This window comes from Candidatus Nanopelagicales bacterium (genome assembly GCA_030700225.1).
Taxonomy (GTDB): Bacteria; Actinomycetota; Actinomycetes; order S36-B12.
Genome location: JAUYJT010000049.1, coordinates 15,221 through 29,142, shown reverse-complemented (window position 1 = coordinate 29,142; position 13,922 = coordinate 15,221). Strand labels below are relative to the sequence as shown.

Here is a 13,922-nt window from a genome sequence, read left to right as displayed (position 1 = left end):
CCCCGGGTTGGCCCGCCCCGGGTTGGTCTGGCTCGGTGTCGCGGGTCAGTTCCCACCGGCCGAGGTCGAGTTGACGGTGATGTGGCCAGCAGACGCTGGCCAACGAGTCCAGGTCGGTCGCGCCTCCCAGGGACCACGCGGTGACGTGATGCGGCTGGGTGTGTTCAGGTCCCACATCACAGCCCGGGATCACACATCCCCCGTCTCGAACAGCCAAGGCCCTGCGCTGCGCCGGGGTCGCAAGACGAACCGAACGCCCCACCGCCACAGGCTGTAGCTGAGTCAAACCTAAACGGTTCAACAACGAACGTGGATCCACCGGTTCGCGCGGCTCAGCGATCACGGGGGTGATCTGGCAGGAACACAACCCGAACCGGGCACCGCCTTGACCTAGGACCTGATCGTGACCCAGCCCGCCCAAGCCGGCACCGCCAGCGCACCACCTGTCGCCACAGCCGCCACTGTTGGCACTGTCCGAGCCGCCGCCAGCGTCGCCGTGGGGTTGCCCGGGGGAGGTGTTGGCGACTTGTTCGGCCTGTTCCATGGTCATGGTCAACGTGACCGCCGCTGGTAGGCCGCCGTGTTTGGGTAGGTCGGCTTTGCTGACCAGAAGCATCAAAGCGTCAGCGTTGCGCTGCCCCCGGGTCAAACCGTCGCCCTCGACGCGAAGCGATTCAGCGCACGCCGCCACAGCCTCTTCGAACGCTTTACCGTCCACACCGGCTAGGCGGCCCTCGAACACAGATACGTCACGGAACCTGGTGAACGCCAAATACCGTTCGTCGTGGGCGTCTTGTTCACTTCGATGCGCCAAGTCGGGTTTGGCCAAAGCCACAGCGTGAGCGCACGCCCGCGCGACCTGAGCCACACTCAACTCGGTCAGGACCGGCGCCAACGCCTTGGCCACGTCCTCGGTTTGGTCGGTGTCCAAGTCACGGGTGCCGCTTTCCATTCGCGCGTAACGTTCCACCCCCACCCGGCCCACGCGCCACGGCCCAGAGCAAACCGGGTGGGAATCGACGAACCGCGCCGCGGCTACAAGGCTGTGCGCCGCCGCGCTGGCCCAACCATTGGCGCATAACGTGGAATGGGCCTGCAAAGCCAACGCGTCCTGGTGTTCAGCCGCGGCGATACGGCGAGCCAGTTCCGCCTGCGCCGCGTGCACCACGCGGGACAACACAGCCACGTCCGCGGCCAATACGTCGCCGCAGCCCAGGCCCGAGGGAACCGTCGCGTCAGCCGCGGCCATCAGCGCCGACATCACCCCAGCAACCGGCGGCGACGCCGCGCACCCCACGCCCCCAGCTTCGGAAGACCCACCCAACTCAGCCACCGACATGACCCCCACCCCCACCCCGCTTCGTAGAGGAAACCTGTACTCGCACACATGTTCCCACGAGGGTCCGACAATCAACGGCACACCACGCAGGCTGTGGACAACATCCCCGATGTCACGACCTGTGGACAACTCAAACGGGGACGACGGTAGTGGGCCGAATTGGGAATCGGTGGACGCTTGGCCAACGCCGCCAGACGGATCCCTAGCTCGGGGGGCGCCTGGCGTCGTCCACACCTCCGATCGGAGGGCGTCAGAGATGTTCGCTTCTCACATTTCCCGACACTGTCGGACCCCACCAATAGCGTGGCCTGAACCGTTCCCCTCGAAGGGGACAGGCAAGGAGGGCGGACCGATGGCTCAGACGACAACTTCCTACAGGTGCGGGAACTGCGGCGCGCACTCGATCCGATGGGTGGGCCGCTGCAACAAGTGCCGCGAATACGGCACGGTGGCGGAGCTGGCGAACTCACCAGGGGCGGGGTCTCGAAAATCTGGGCGCCGAGCGTCTCCAGACCGCTCCGCCCTTCCCCTGTCCCGAATCTCGGGCACCGAGCCCACTGCTCGGCTGACGACCGGAGTCGCGGAGTTCGACCGCATACTCGGTGGTGGCCTGGTGGCCGGACAGGTAGTCCTGTTGACAGGTGAGCCCGGCGCCGGCAAGAGCACTTTGGTCCTTCAGATCGCAGATGCGGTCGCCGAACGGTCCGGCAAGCACACCTTGTATCTGACCGGCGAGGAATCCGCCCAACAGATCTCGGTGAGGGCGCGCCGGATCGGCGCGGGCAGCGAACGAATGCTCGTGGCCGACGACACGGACCTTTCCGCGCTCATCGGGCACATCGAGGAGCATTCGCAGAACCTGTCCCTGGTCATCGTTGACTCAGTCCAAACGATCGCCTCATCGGACCTCGACAGCCGAGCTGGCGGGGTGGCTCAGGTCATGGAAGTGACGCAAGTACTGACTCGGATCGCCAAGTCCAACGGGATTCCGATCTGCCTCGTCGGCCAGGTCACCAAGGAATCCGTCGTCGCCGGGCCACGGGCGATGGAGCACACGGTTGACACGACGTTGAGCATGGAAGGTGACCGGCACACTTCGCTGAGGCTGCTGCGCGCGATCAAGAACCGCTACGGGCCAACAGACGAGGTCGCCTGTTTCGAGCACACAGACTCAGGACTGCGCGAGGTTCCGGACCCGAGCGCGCTCTTCCTCGGCGAGCGGGACGAGCCTGTCCCAGGCACATGCGTCACTGTCACGATCGAGGGCCGACGCGCCCTCGTGGCCGAAGTCCAAGCCCTACTCGTGAGGTCCTCGAATCCGAATCCGCGGCGTGGTGTGTCCGGGCTCGACTCGCCGCGCGTTGGGATGCTGTCGGCGGTGACAGAGCGCACGATGGGTCTACACCTAGCTACGAAGGACCTCTACGTCGCGACCATCGGCGGAATGCGCCTGACTGACCCAGGCACTGACCTGGCGATCTGCGTCGCAATCGCCACGGCCGCCAGGGATGTGGCACCGCCGACTGATGTCGCCGCGATCGGGGAAGTGACGCTATCTGGCGACATTCGCCCTGTCCCGATGATCGCCCAACGGATCGCGGAGGCGACCCGCCTGGGCTACACGTGGATCTTCGCGCCCCCCGGCACCCGCAGCCGCCTCGAGGGTGCCGCCAGCTCGGCAGTGATAGAGGCGCCGACCCTGGCGCAGGCTCTCCACGCGCTTATCAGCCGCTGTGAGATCTCTGAGCTACCGGTCGTTACGCGCCTTGAGGATCGAAGACCTCGCTGAGCTCAGATCCGCCGACCAACTTAGGGGGTAGCGCCGCTACGAGAGCTTGAACGCGGCTGGCTGGCTCTTGACCTTCGAGTTACGCCCGATGGCTTCATACGTGCCTGGCTTGGCGGCCGGCTGACCAGTCGGACACCCGGGTGCGCTGAGGACCCTGGACCATTCGACGGTCACCGACGCCTTTTGCCCCGGCTGGAGCATCACAACGTCCGGCTGTTCGTCTGTGCTGCAGTCGTCACTCGACCACACGTGTTCATCACCTGAGACGACTTCAACCTCGTTCTCCGGCGACCCGACGTCACGGGAACAGGGCACTTCCCCCGCGTTGGCGATCGCTAGTGTGATCTTCGGATTCGAGCCCGGGGGGTAATCAGCTTGCGCGGAAGTCACCGTGACCTTGATGTCCGAATCTGAGCACACTCCGCTAGGCGATGAACTCGGCGACGCGCTATCAGTCACCGTCGGCGACGGACTGGGGGCGGCGTCGGGCTCAGCGTCAGAGCCCGAAGGCTTGAACACCAAGAACAGGATCAGCAGAACTACCAACACCCCGACGACGATGGCAGCGCGGCGCTTCCAGTACGTCTGGGGTTCCTCCGGACCAACTGGGCGGATGACCGAACTCATTGCACAAAGGTAGCCGCAGGTGCCAGCGCCACCTACTCCTGCCCCGCCGCTTCTACGGGTGGCGCGTCCGGAAGCTCCGCCTTTGGCTCGGACTTGAACGTGAACTCGCGGCTTTCGCCCTCGCCCTCCACTCCAACCACGATGATGCTGCCTGGCTTGACTTGGCCGAACAGCACCTGCTCGCTCAGCGGATCCTCGATGTCGCGCTGCATCGTCCGTCGCAACGGCCGCGCGCCCATGCTTGGGTCGTAGCCACGTTCAGCGAGCAGTTCCTTCGCCTCGCGAGTGAACTCGACACTCATGTCACGCTCGGCCAACCGTGAGTCGAGCTGATTCGCCATCAGGTCGACGATCGACAGCACCTCGTCACGGGTGAGCTGGTGGAAGACGATGGTGTCATCGATCCGATTGAGGAACTCAGGGCGGAAATGCTGCTTCAGCTCCTGCTCCACCTTGCTCTTCATGCGGTCGTAGGCACCCTCTTCGTCGCCCATCGGGGAGAAGCCGAGCGACTTCGACAGATCCCTGCTGCCCAGGTTCGTCGTCATGATGATCACGGTGTTCTTGAAGTCGATGGCGCGCCCCTGGGCGTCGGTCAGCCGACCCTCCTCGAGCACCTGGAGCAGGGAGTTGAAGATGTCCGGGTGAGCCTTCTCGATCTCATCGAAAAGCACAACGGAGAACGGCTTGCGCCGGACCTTCTCGGTGAGCTGTCCGCCTTCTTCGTACCCGACGTAGCCAGGAGGTGAACCGAACAGACGCGAGGCCGTGTGCTTCTCTGAGTACTCACTCATGTCTAGGGCGATCAGTGAGTCCTCTTGACCGAATAGGAACTCGGCCAGCGTCTTGCTCAGCTCGGTCTTGCCCACGCCGGACGGCCCGGCGAAGATGAACGATCCTGAGGGCCGCCTCGGGTCCTTCAGCCCGGCTCGCGTACGCCGGATGGACCTCGATAGCGCCACCACTGCCTGCTCCTGGCCGACGAGACGCTTGTGCAGTTCCTCTTCCATTCGCATGAGCCGGGCGGTGTCGTCCTCAGACACATCCGTGACAGGGATGCCGGTCATCAAGGCCAAGACCTCGGCGATGAGCTTCTCGTCAACCTCCGCTACGACATCCAGGTCACCGGACTTCCATTCGCGCTCGCGGGTGATCTTCTCGCCTATCAGCTTCTTCTCCCGGTCCCGCAAGGATGCGGCCGCCTCGAAGTCCTGCGCGTCGATGGCGGATTCCTTCTCCTTACGCACCTCGGCGATGCGGTCATCGAACTCACGCAAGTCCGGCGGCGCGGTCATGCGGTTGATCCGCAGCCTGGAGCCCGCCTCATCAATCAGGTCGATGGCTTTGTCCGGCAACTGCCGGTCGCTGATGTATCGGTCGGACAACCGGGCGGCGGCCGCTATCGCCGCGTCGGTGATCGTGACCTTGTGGTGGCTCTCGTATCGGTCGCGCAGGCCACGCAGAATAGCGACCGTCATAGGCACGTCGGGAGCCTCCACCTGGATCGGCGCGAACCGGCGCTCCAGGGCCGCATCCTTCTCAACGTACTTGCGGTACTCGTCCAGCGTCGTCGCACCAATGGTCTGTAGTTCCCCCCGGGCCAGCATCGGCTTGAGGATGCTCGCGGCGTCGATCGCCCCCTCGGCCGCTCCAGCGCCTACGAGGGTGTGCATCTCGTCGATGAACAGCACGATGTCGCCGCGGGTCCGGATCTCCTTCAACACCTTCTTCAGGCGCTCCTCAAAGTCACCTCGGTAGCGGCTCCCGGCGACGAGCGCGCCCAAGTCCAACGTGTACAGCTGCTTGTCGCGCAGCGTTTCCGGCACGTCCCCGGCGATGATCTTCTGGGCCAGAAGCTCAACAACGGCGGTCTTGCCAACGCCGGGCTCCCCGATCAGCACGGGGTTGTTCTTCGTGCGGCGAGACAGGATCTGCATCACGCGCTCGATCTCTTTCTCACGCCCAATCACGGGATCAAGAGCGCCCTCGCGCGCGGCCTGCGTCAGATTCCGGCCGAACTGGTCCAGGACGAGCGAACCCGACGCGGTCCCCTCGGCAGGGCCGCCGGATGTCGCGGGCTCCTTGCCCTGGTAGCCGGAGAGCAACTGGATGACCTGCTGCCGGACACGGCTCAAGTCAGCTCCCAGCTTCACCAGAACCTGTGCCGCGACGCCCTCGCCTTCCCGGATGAGCCCGAGCAGAATGTGCTCAGTGCCGATGTAGTTGTGCCCCAGTTGCAGCGCCTCCCGCAGGGATAGTTCGAGCACCTTCTTCGCCCGCGGAGTGAAGGGAATGTGACCGCTGGGCGCCTGCTGGCCCTGACCGATGATCTCCTCGACCTGAGAGCGAACCCCCTCCAGCGAGATGCCCAAGCCTTCAAGCGCCTTGGCGGCGACTCCTTCTCCCTCGTGGATTAGGCCAAGCAAGATGTGCTCAGTGCCGATGTAGTTGTGGTTGAGCATCCGGGCTTCCTCCTGCGCCAGGACGACCACACGCCTGGCACGGTCGGTGAACCTCTCGAACATCAATCACACTCCTGCGCGACCCGGAAGCTAGCTCGTTCAACAATGCTAGCCGCGACCAGGCAACGCATGACTGTGGAACTGCCACCTCGGCCTACGCCGAGCGTGAACATCGGCCCATCTTGTGCCAATCAGCCTCGAGTGAGCAAGGTCGCGCGAGTCGAGGCTGGCGGAATCGAGCACCTGATCGAGCAGCAAATGTCTGGCCGACTAGCGTCCGCGAGTCTGATGCGAGAACCTAGACACGTGCCCTGAGAGCCGAGGATCACATGAACGATCAGTGGAGTGAACCGGGATTCCCAATCGTCGGCCCTCGCCCGGATCGCCAGGAAATTCTCAGCTCGGTCGCCCATCGAGTTACCTTCCTCGTGCTGATCACTATCGCCGTCCTCGCGCTGTGGACGCTGTCGTCGCGTCCGGAGCCAATCAAGGAGTTCGGTCCCAGCGGGCTTCCGACAGGCGCCGACTTCGCTCGAACCGCATCCGTCGATGGCGGCGACTGACCAGAGCCGCGCGCACCCGTGGAATCCACCCAGCCTGCGGTGCTGGCCGCAGAAGTGCTGAAGGCTATCGATGACCTGAAGGCCGACCTCGCCTGTGACATCCAGGATCTGATCACGATCCCTTCGGTCACCGGTTCGGACGCGGAGCCCGAGGCGCAGGCCTGGATGGCGGACCGGATGCGTCACCTCGGGATGGAAGTGGCGACTTGGCGCACACCCTTGGCGGAACTCGCCGAGCGCCCGGGATTCCCCGGCGTCGAGATCGACCGTGAGTTCGTGACGGGGGTGCTGGGCAGGTTCGGGCCCGGCGAGGTTCGATCCGGAGACGTACCACCGGACTCCGGCGGCCTGCTGCTGTTGGGTCATTCCGATGTCGTCCCAGCCGTCGGCTGGCCGGACGCGTTCCTGCCTTCGTCACGCGACGGCTGGATCACCGGGCGGGGGTCCGTGGACATGAAGTCTGGACTCGCTGCTGCGATCCATGTGGTCAGAGCTATCGGAGTGACCGGGGTCAGGCCGCCGCGCCAGATCCTCGTCGCTTCCGTCTCGGGGGAAGAGGACGGCGGTTGCGGCACGTTCGATCTGCTGTCACGGGGGGTCCGGCCCGCGAGCTGCGTCATCCCCGAGCCGACGGCAGGCCAAATCGTGGTCGCCAACGGTGGCGCACTCGGCTTCCGGATCACCTTGACCGGACGCAGCGCCCACGCGGCCCGACGATGGGAGGGCGTCAGCGCCCTCGACTCGCTCCAGAAGATCAACTCCGCCCTCGCCTCGCTGGAGGCCGAGCTCTGCGCCGACCCGGATCCGCTCATGGCTGACTGGCCCATCCCCTACCCGACGAGCATCGGCATCGTGTCCGGAGGCGATTGGGCGTCGACGGTGATGGGGTCGCTTCAAGCCGAAGGGCGATTCGGCGTCCCGCTGGGGATGCCTGTGGCCGAGGCGCGTGCCAGGTTCGAAGCCTCGGTCCGGAGCGCCACGAGCGAGCAGGGCGCGACCGCGACTGTCGAATGGGTCGGCGGGCAGTTCGAGCCAGCGCGCCAGGACCCGGGCGCCGACATCGTCCGCCGCGTCGCCGAAGCCCACCGGGCCGTCACGGGAGCGACGGCACAGATCACCGGCGCAACCTACGGATCGGACCTTCGACAGACGTTGGCCGCGGGGATCCCGACGGTTCTGTACGGTCCCGGCGATCCGGCGCTGTCCCACACCAGCGCCGAACGCGTCTGGCTGGACGAAGCGTTGGATGTCGCCAAGACAATCGCTATCGCCGCCCTAACCGACTGAAGTGCTGTCGAGAGCGGCCGCCTACCCTCGGAGCGTGAAGTACCGAGATGTCATGCGCTGGCTCGGCAACAAGAAGTGGTTCGCCTGGACCGCTGCCAGACTCGCGCCAGCCGACGCCGCGGTCCTGAGACGGACGGGCGGGCGCTTCGGATTGATGGGGAACTACGGGCTACCCCAGTGCTTGGTCACAACGACCGGCCGAAAGTCCGGTCAGCCCCGCACGGTGACGCTGCTGTATGGGACGCGGGCTGAGGAAATCATCCTGATCGGCTCGAACTTCGGCCAGCAGCACCACCCGGCCTGGGCTCTGAACCTGGCAGCCGACCCGCACGCGACGGTCACGACAGACGGCGTCGAGAATGCGATGGTCGCCCGGCAGATCACGGAACCCGCCGAGCGTGAAGCGATCTGGGAACTCATGTACTCGATCTGGCCCGCGTACCACGCCTACCGCGGCAGGGCCGGACGCGAGATCATGATCTTCGCCCTCAGTCCCGCATAGCCGCCTACCCTCGCGCGGTGCTCGTCCGGCGCGGGTCAGGCTCAGCCGGACTTGGGCGGGAGCACCTTCGATCCAGGCGCGCACAGCTCCCTAGGAAGTCGAACGGACAGCGCTTCGCGTCCGTAGCGATTGCTCACCTGGACGAGGCGACGTTTGAAGGCTGCGGGGCGTTTCGGGTCCAGCCGATAGCACGTCAGGTGCTTGATCGCGTGATTGCTCGCGACACCGTCAACCTTGGCTGGATTGCACAGCCCAACTGGCTTCAGGACGCGGGTCCGGAAGTGGCCGAACTGATCCTTCAACCTCACGGACCGCGCTGGAGAGGCCCCCCGTGGTTCGACCCGGTAGCAGACAAAGTTGTCCACAAGCAGCGGGTTGGGCTTGCCACCGATAGTGATCTTCTTGGACGGCTTCAGAAGCTGCTTCTTCGACGGCACGCACACCTTCTCCGGCTCCTTGACCCGCAACGTACGCGAACCGAACTGGTCCCGTGTCACAGCCGTCCGGGGCCTGAACTTCCGGCCCTCGAACGCGTAGCACTTCAGGTGGACGCGCTTCTGAAGCCACGGTTCGGAGTTCTTCTTCGCCGGGTTGCACAGATCGGAGGGCCGCAGGAGCCGGCCTCTCCGTTTGCCGAACTGGTCCTTGAACCGAACCGAACGCGGCTTGAACTTCGTTCGGGCCTGGTCGGCCCCATAACAGGTGAAGTGCTCCAGCCTGGGCTGGGCCGGAACCACGGTTTGCTGGATCGTCGCCCCTGCCAGTTCGATCGCGCGCTTCTTGCTCTTGGTTGTAAGACCTGGGCAGAAGCCATCGTTCACTCCAGGGACCGCGAGCGCCGGCAGCTTGCACCCGGAACGCCAGGGTGAAGAGGTGGATCCCTGCAGATGGTCGGAGACGTCCATCATCCTGCTCTTGGTATCCGAGCCCACTCTGGTGAATATGATCGTTGCGAACAGCTGAAGTTGCGTCATGAACGTGCCTCCCAGGAGACCGTTCAAGCTGACCGTCATGGCACCCGTTGATGGCGTGGTCGGCGACAGCTCGACCTTCAGGTTCCATTTCTTAGTCGTCGTCGCGTTCTCCACCTTGATGGGCTCGCAGCTGACCAGGTTCAGCTCCACCATCTCGATCGGTACGGTCGTCGTCGAGCCCGACCCAAACGTCATGTCACTCAGGCGCTGCACGACCGTGTCCGCGTCTCCGACGTCACCAAGATGAGGGACTGTCTCCAAAGGCTCGCCACACAACTTGACGCTCCCACTGAACGGCAACGACGTAGGAGAGAAGTAGCCCGCCGGGATCTCGGACGCGCCTTGCATAAAGATGTAGGTGTCCTGCCCATCCGTCTCGTACAGGTCGTAGCCGGCGGGCACATCCCTGTGCGACGAGCTCGGCGACACGGTCCCGCCGGACGAGTCAGCCTGGACGGCTGGGGAAGCTTGTACCGCGACGGGACTGGCCAAAAGTGACCCGGCCACGACGACAGCAAGGATCGGTATTCCGGGAACGCGCACTTCACTCCTCCGCGGGTGGGGCACTCGTAGTCACCCAGTGTGACACCGCGAAGGTCCAGATGCCGACTCGCTACCGCCGGTAGCGGCTGGTGTGCTTGTACTTGGTGTACGTGTCGGTGGCTGGCGCCTTCCAGGTGATGGTGATCTTCTTCCAGTCGCCGAATGTGCGCATCATGAGCTTGCCCTTCTTGCAGTAGCGGAAGCCCTTTCCGTAGCCGGCGTTGCTGGTGGCTTTGGCCTTCTTACCTCGAACCTTGCAGTACAGCTCTGGCTTGGTGAACTGCTCAGGCGGCGACCAGTCAGCGGCTTGGACCCCTCTCTTCTTCGCCACGACCTTGACCCCCGGCGGCTGGTCGGCGTTGGTTTCGCAGCCGCTCTTCGCCAACTTCCTCGTACCGCTGACGGGGATCTTCGCGGGGTTGATGACACAGCCATGGGTCGGCCGCTGCTTCTTCTTGCCCGAGGCGCTTGACGCGGTTCCTTCGACGTCAGCTGTGCCACTATCGTAGCCGGTGCGGTCAGTCGTAACCGTCACCGTGGACGACTCGCCCGGATCCAAACCCGTCACCGTCACCAGACCCGAGCCGTCGATAGAAACCGACCCAGAAGAAGCAGACACGCCCCACGTGAAGTCACCGTCATAGTTGCTTACCTGAACCGTGAACCCATCTGCGGTCGAAGTCGGAGTACCGAAAGCGGGAGTTAGGGCCGGACCGTTATCTGTCGTAACACTGTTACTGGGTTCGCTCGGCGACCCAGTGCCTTCGGCGTTCTCGGCTGTGACGGTGAACGTATAGGAGGTTCCGTAGTCCAATCCAGTGACGGTGCAAGACGTAGCACCACTCGTTGTGCATGTCGCTCCGCCTGGTGAGGCGGTAGCCGTGTAGCCGGTGATCGGTGACCCGCCCGAGCTGCCTGGGGCGGTCCACGAGACGTCCGCCTCCCGGTCACCCGCTGTGGCCGTCACCGAGGTCGGAGCGCCCGGTGGGAGAGGGGCGCCATCCTTCAAGACGTATTGGAAGTAGAGCGTCTCGGATTCCCCGGGGTCGAGGCTGGGAATCACGTCTACGATGTAGACGGCCACGTCATCGTAGGTGGCTGGCTGTCCGACAGTGTTCGTGTAGTCCGGATCGGCGCCACCGTAGATGTCCTCCAAGCTGCCGCTCGTGGCGAATCCCCCATCCTTCACGTAGGCCTTGGCTGTCGGCGAGGCCAGGCGAAGGCCCAGATACGTGTCATCGGTCTGCGTAGCGGTAACCAGCGCCACTCCGCCGGACGATCCATTGGCCTCAACGGTGTTCAGGGTGTCGTAGGTGTCGGTGACAAGGACGCCATCTCTGTCGGTGCACAACGGCGGTGGGGGCGTGGTTCGGGTTTCCGCCTTGCAGTTGTCTGGGTCCACGCCTCGGCTGAAGTAGATGTCATTGACGGTGCTGCTGGACGAGTTTGTCAAGGTGACCGAAGCATCCACCAGCCAGGAACTCGTCGGGAGCGAGTAGTCGAAGCGGACGTCGACGGCTCCGTCGACCGGAGAGCTGGACTCCCAGACCGAGCTTGGCGTGCTCGGGGAAACCGATGTGAACTCACCCGCCACTGAAGTGCCGCTGTCGTTGTTGTACAACGCGCTGGCCCCGCCAACCTGGATCGCCCAGTTCTCATACGGTGTGCCAGGTGTGAAGAAGTCACCCTGCGTGATGCAATCTGGGTCCGACCAATCACAGTCATCTGGATTGCCGCGAAAGCCGAGAATGGGATCTGACTTGTCTGAGCGAGGGTAGTAGGGGGGCTCGGGCGCGTCCACGTCGGAACCGAAGGAACCGTTGGGGCGGGCACCGACCTCAACCCTGGTCGTGCCAAGGAACATGTTGATGTCCGGAGATGTGCCGACGAGTTCTCCTGTGGTCGAATCGGAAGCTAGCGCCTGGGAAGAGAATCCGGGTGCCGCAAGCGCCGCGATAAGCGCGCTACCCAGCAGTAGACGCCCCAGCCGTCTGGACCTCGGCCGGGGACTCGGCCTCGCGCCGAGCGCTTTGGTGTTCAACGCGAATGCCGTGGCCATGATCGCCTCCACATCTGCCTAGGCCTCCGATGCTCCACCCCCCCCCCCCCGGATCGAAGCAACTTGAGCGCAGACAGGTGTGTGCCTTCGCCGGACGGTCACCCTCGGATGAGCGCTCCGTTCCGCCAAACCCGCACAAGCCTGAGATCGCCATCCAGTTCGCACATGTCCGCGTAGGCCCCGCGGGCCAGCCGCCCGCGATCGTCCAACCCCATCAGCCGTGCGCCGGTCGTGCTGGCCGCGGCTGAAGCCTCGACCACCGAGGAGTCGCACTCGAGCACCATGCGGCGGAACGCCGAGTCCATCGTCAGCGTCGATCCCGCGATCACGCCCGATTCGGTCAGTCGCGCGGTCCCGTCAGTCACTGTCACCGACAAACCGCCAAGGTCGTAGACGCCCTCGGCTGCGCCCGCCGCCGCCATAGCGTCCGTCACGAGAACGATCCGCCCGCTCGCGGCTCTCTTCGCGAACCGGATGGCAGGCGGAACCAGGTGGATACCGTCGGCGATGAGTTCCGCCGTCACGCGCGGATCCTCAGTCAGCGCGGGGATCGGCCCGGGGTCGCGGTGCTTCACCGGCCGCATCGCGTTGAACAGGTGCGTCGCGACAGTCGCCCCCGCCGAGATGGCCGCGACAACTTCTTCATACGTGGCGTTGGTGTGACCGACGGCGGCGACAACCCCACTGTCGACACAGAACCTGATCGTGGCCAGGGCGCCCGCGCGTTCGGGAGCGAAGGTCACCATCTTGACGTGGCCCCGGCCCGCGGCCAGCAGCGATTCGAGTTCCTCGGGCGACGGGTCCCGCAAAGCGGTCACGTCATGGGCACCTTTGTATGTCGGCGACAGCCACGGCCCCTCAAGGTGAATCCCGGCGATGACGTCGTCGTCGCACATGTCCGCCAGCGCCGCCACTTGGCTGAGCATGGCGTCCGGATGCGCCGAGACCAGACTGGCGAACGATGTAGTCGTGCCGTGGCTCCGATGCGTGGCCACCGCGAGCGCTACTTGCTCCGCATCGGCGGACTCGAACTCCGCACCGCCACCGCCATGGGCGTGGATGTCAACGAACCCAGGCAGCAGCAGCCCAGGAATGGACTCGTCAACCGGCGCGGGAGCAGAGCCGCGCCCGGCATCGGCGATCCTGGATCCCTGAACGAGAACCCAACCGGGCTCGTCGAGCCCATCGGGCAACACGACCCGCTCAGCGGCGAAGCAGCGGGCGCTCATTTGTAGACGTGTGGGGCCAGAGTGCCGATGACACGCAGGTTCCGGTACTTCTCCGCGAAATCAAGTCCGTACCCGACGACGAACTCGTTCGGCACGTCGAACCCGACGTACTTCAGATCCACGGTGACCTCCAGGGCCTCGGGCTTGCGGACCAGGGCGCACACTTCCAGCGAAGCGGGCCGGCGGCTGAGCAGATTCCGCATTAGCCATGACAAGGTGAGCCCAGAGTCCAGGATGTCCTCGACGATGAGCACGTCGCGCCCGCCGATGTCACGGTCAAGGTCCTTGATGATGCGCACTACACCCGAATGCGATGATCCATATCCGTAGGCGGCGACCGCCATGAAGTCCATCTCCACCGACATCGGAATGGCGCGGGCCAGGTCTGCCATCACCATGACGGCGCCCTTCAGCACGCCGACCATGAGCAGATCCCGGCCCTCGTAGTCGCGGCCGATCTGCTGCCCAAGCTCAGCGATCCTGCTCGACAGGGCTTCGGCGTCTATGAGGACGCGATCCAAGTCCTCACCCATGTCCGCCACATCCAT

11 protein-coding genes are annotated in these 13,922 nt (G+C 64.7%); 4 read left to right on the top strand and 7 right to left on the bottom strand.

The window, feature by feature from the left end; genetic code table 11:
- Window positions 1–1,339: DUF222 domain-containing protein (locus Q8P38_07435; protein MDP4014426.1), on the bottom strand; the 1,339-nt coding region annotated here is incomplete at its 3' end.
- Window positions 1,340–1,691: 352 nt separating this feature from the next.
- Between Q8P38_07435 and radA the strand changes: the two genes are divergently transcribed.
- On the top strand, window positions 1,692–3,128 hold the full coding sequence (gene radA / locus Q8P38_07430; GenBank protein MDP4014425.1) for a DNA repair protein RadA: 1,437 nt from the start codon (window positions 1,692–1,694) through the stop codon (window positions 3,126–3,128).
- Window positions 3,129–3,164: 36 nt separating this feature from the next.
- Here the strand turns inward: radA and Q8P38_07425 are convergent, their stop codons facing one another.
- Window positions 3,165–3,755, bottom strand: a complete 591-nt coding sequence (locus Q8P38_07425; GenBank protein ID MDP4014424.1) for a DUF4232 domain-containing protein — start codon at window positions 3,753–3,755, stop codon at window positions 3,165–3,167.
- Between the two features lie 32 nt (window positions 3,756–3,787).
- Complete coding sequence (locus tag Q8P38_07420; protein ID MDP4014423.1) at window positions 3,788–6,280, bottom strand: ATP-dependent Clp protease ATP-binding subunit; 2,493 nt, start codon at window positions 6,278–6,280, stop codon at window positions 3,788–3,790.
- 266 nt (window positions 6,281–6,546) lie between these two features.
- On the opposite strand from Q8P38_07420, the gene Q8P38_07415 reads away from it, so the two are divergent.
- Genes Q8P38_07415 through Q8P38_07405 form a run of 3 tightly spaced genes read left to right on the top strand, consistent with a single transcriptional unit; the run spans window position 6,547 to window position 8,569 of the window.
- Complete coding sequence (locus Q8P38_07415) at window positions 6,547–6,780, top strand: hypothetical protein (GenBank protein MDP4014422.1); 234 nt, start codon at window positions 6,547–6,549, stop codon at window positions 6,778–6,780.
- 39 nt (window positions 6,781–6,819) lie between these two features.
- The gene (locus tag Q8P38_07410) at window positions 6,820–8,067 is read left to right on the top strand and encodes a M20/M25/M40 family metallo-hydrolase (protein MDP4014421.1); all 1,248 of its coding nucleotides are present in this window, start codon (window positions 6,820–6,822) and stop codon (window positions 8,065–8,067) included.
- Window positions 8,068–8,101: 34 nt separating this feature from the next.
- Window positions 8,102–8,569, top strand: a complete 468-nt coding sequence (locus Q8P38_07405; protein ID MDP4014420.1) for a nitroreductase/quinone reductase family protein — start codon at window positions 8,102–8,104, stop codon at window positions 8,567–8,569.
- Window positions 8,570–8,610: 41 nt separating this feature from the next.
- Here the strand turns inward: Q8P38_07405 and Q8P38_07400 are convergent, their stop codons facing one another.
- The 4 genes from Q8P38_07400 to hpt all read right to left on the bottom strand — a co-directional run bounded on the left by Q8P38_07400 (window position 8,611) and on the right by hpt (window position 13,922).
- Window positions 8,611–10,086: a hypothetical protein gene (locus Q8P38_07400; protein ID MDP4014419.1), complete on the bottom strand. Its 1,476-nt coding sequence runs from the start codon at window positions 10,084–10,086 to the stop codon at window positions 8,611–8,613.
- Between the two features lie 70 nt (window positions 10,087–10,156).
- Window positions 10,157–12,145: a fibronectin type III domain-containing protein gene (locus tag Q8P38_07395; GenBank protein ID MDP4014418.1), complete on the bottom strand. Its 1,989-nt coding sequence runs from the start codon at window positions 12,143–12,145 to the stop codon at window positions 10,157–10,159.
- Window positions 12,146–12,243: 98 nt separating this feature from the next.
- Entirely contained in the window at window positions 12,244–13,374 is a 1,131-nt protein-coding gene (nagA, locus tag Q8P38_07390; protein ID MDP4014417.1) for an N-acetylglucosamine-6-phosphate deacetylase, read from the bottom strand.
- On the bottom strand, window positions 13,371–13,922 hold the full coding sequence (gene hpt / locus Q8P38_07385) for a hypoxanthine phosphoribosyltransferase (protein MDP4014416.1): 552 nt from the start codon (window positions 13,920–13,922) through the stop codon (window positions 13,371–13,373). The genes nagA and hpt overlap by 4 nt, the downstream gene beginning before the upstream one ends.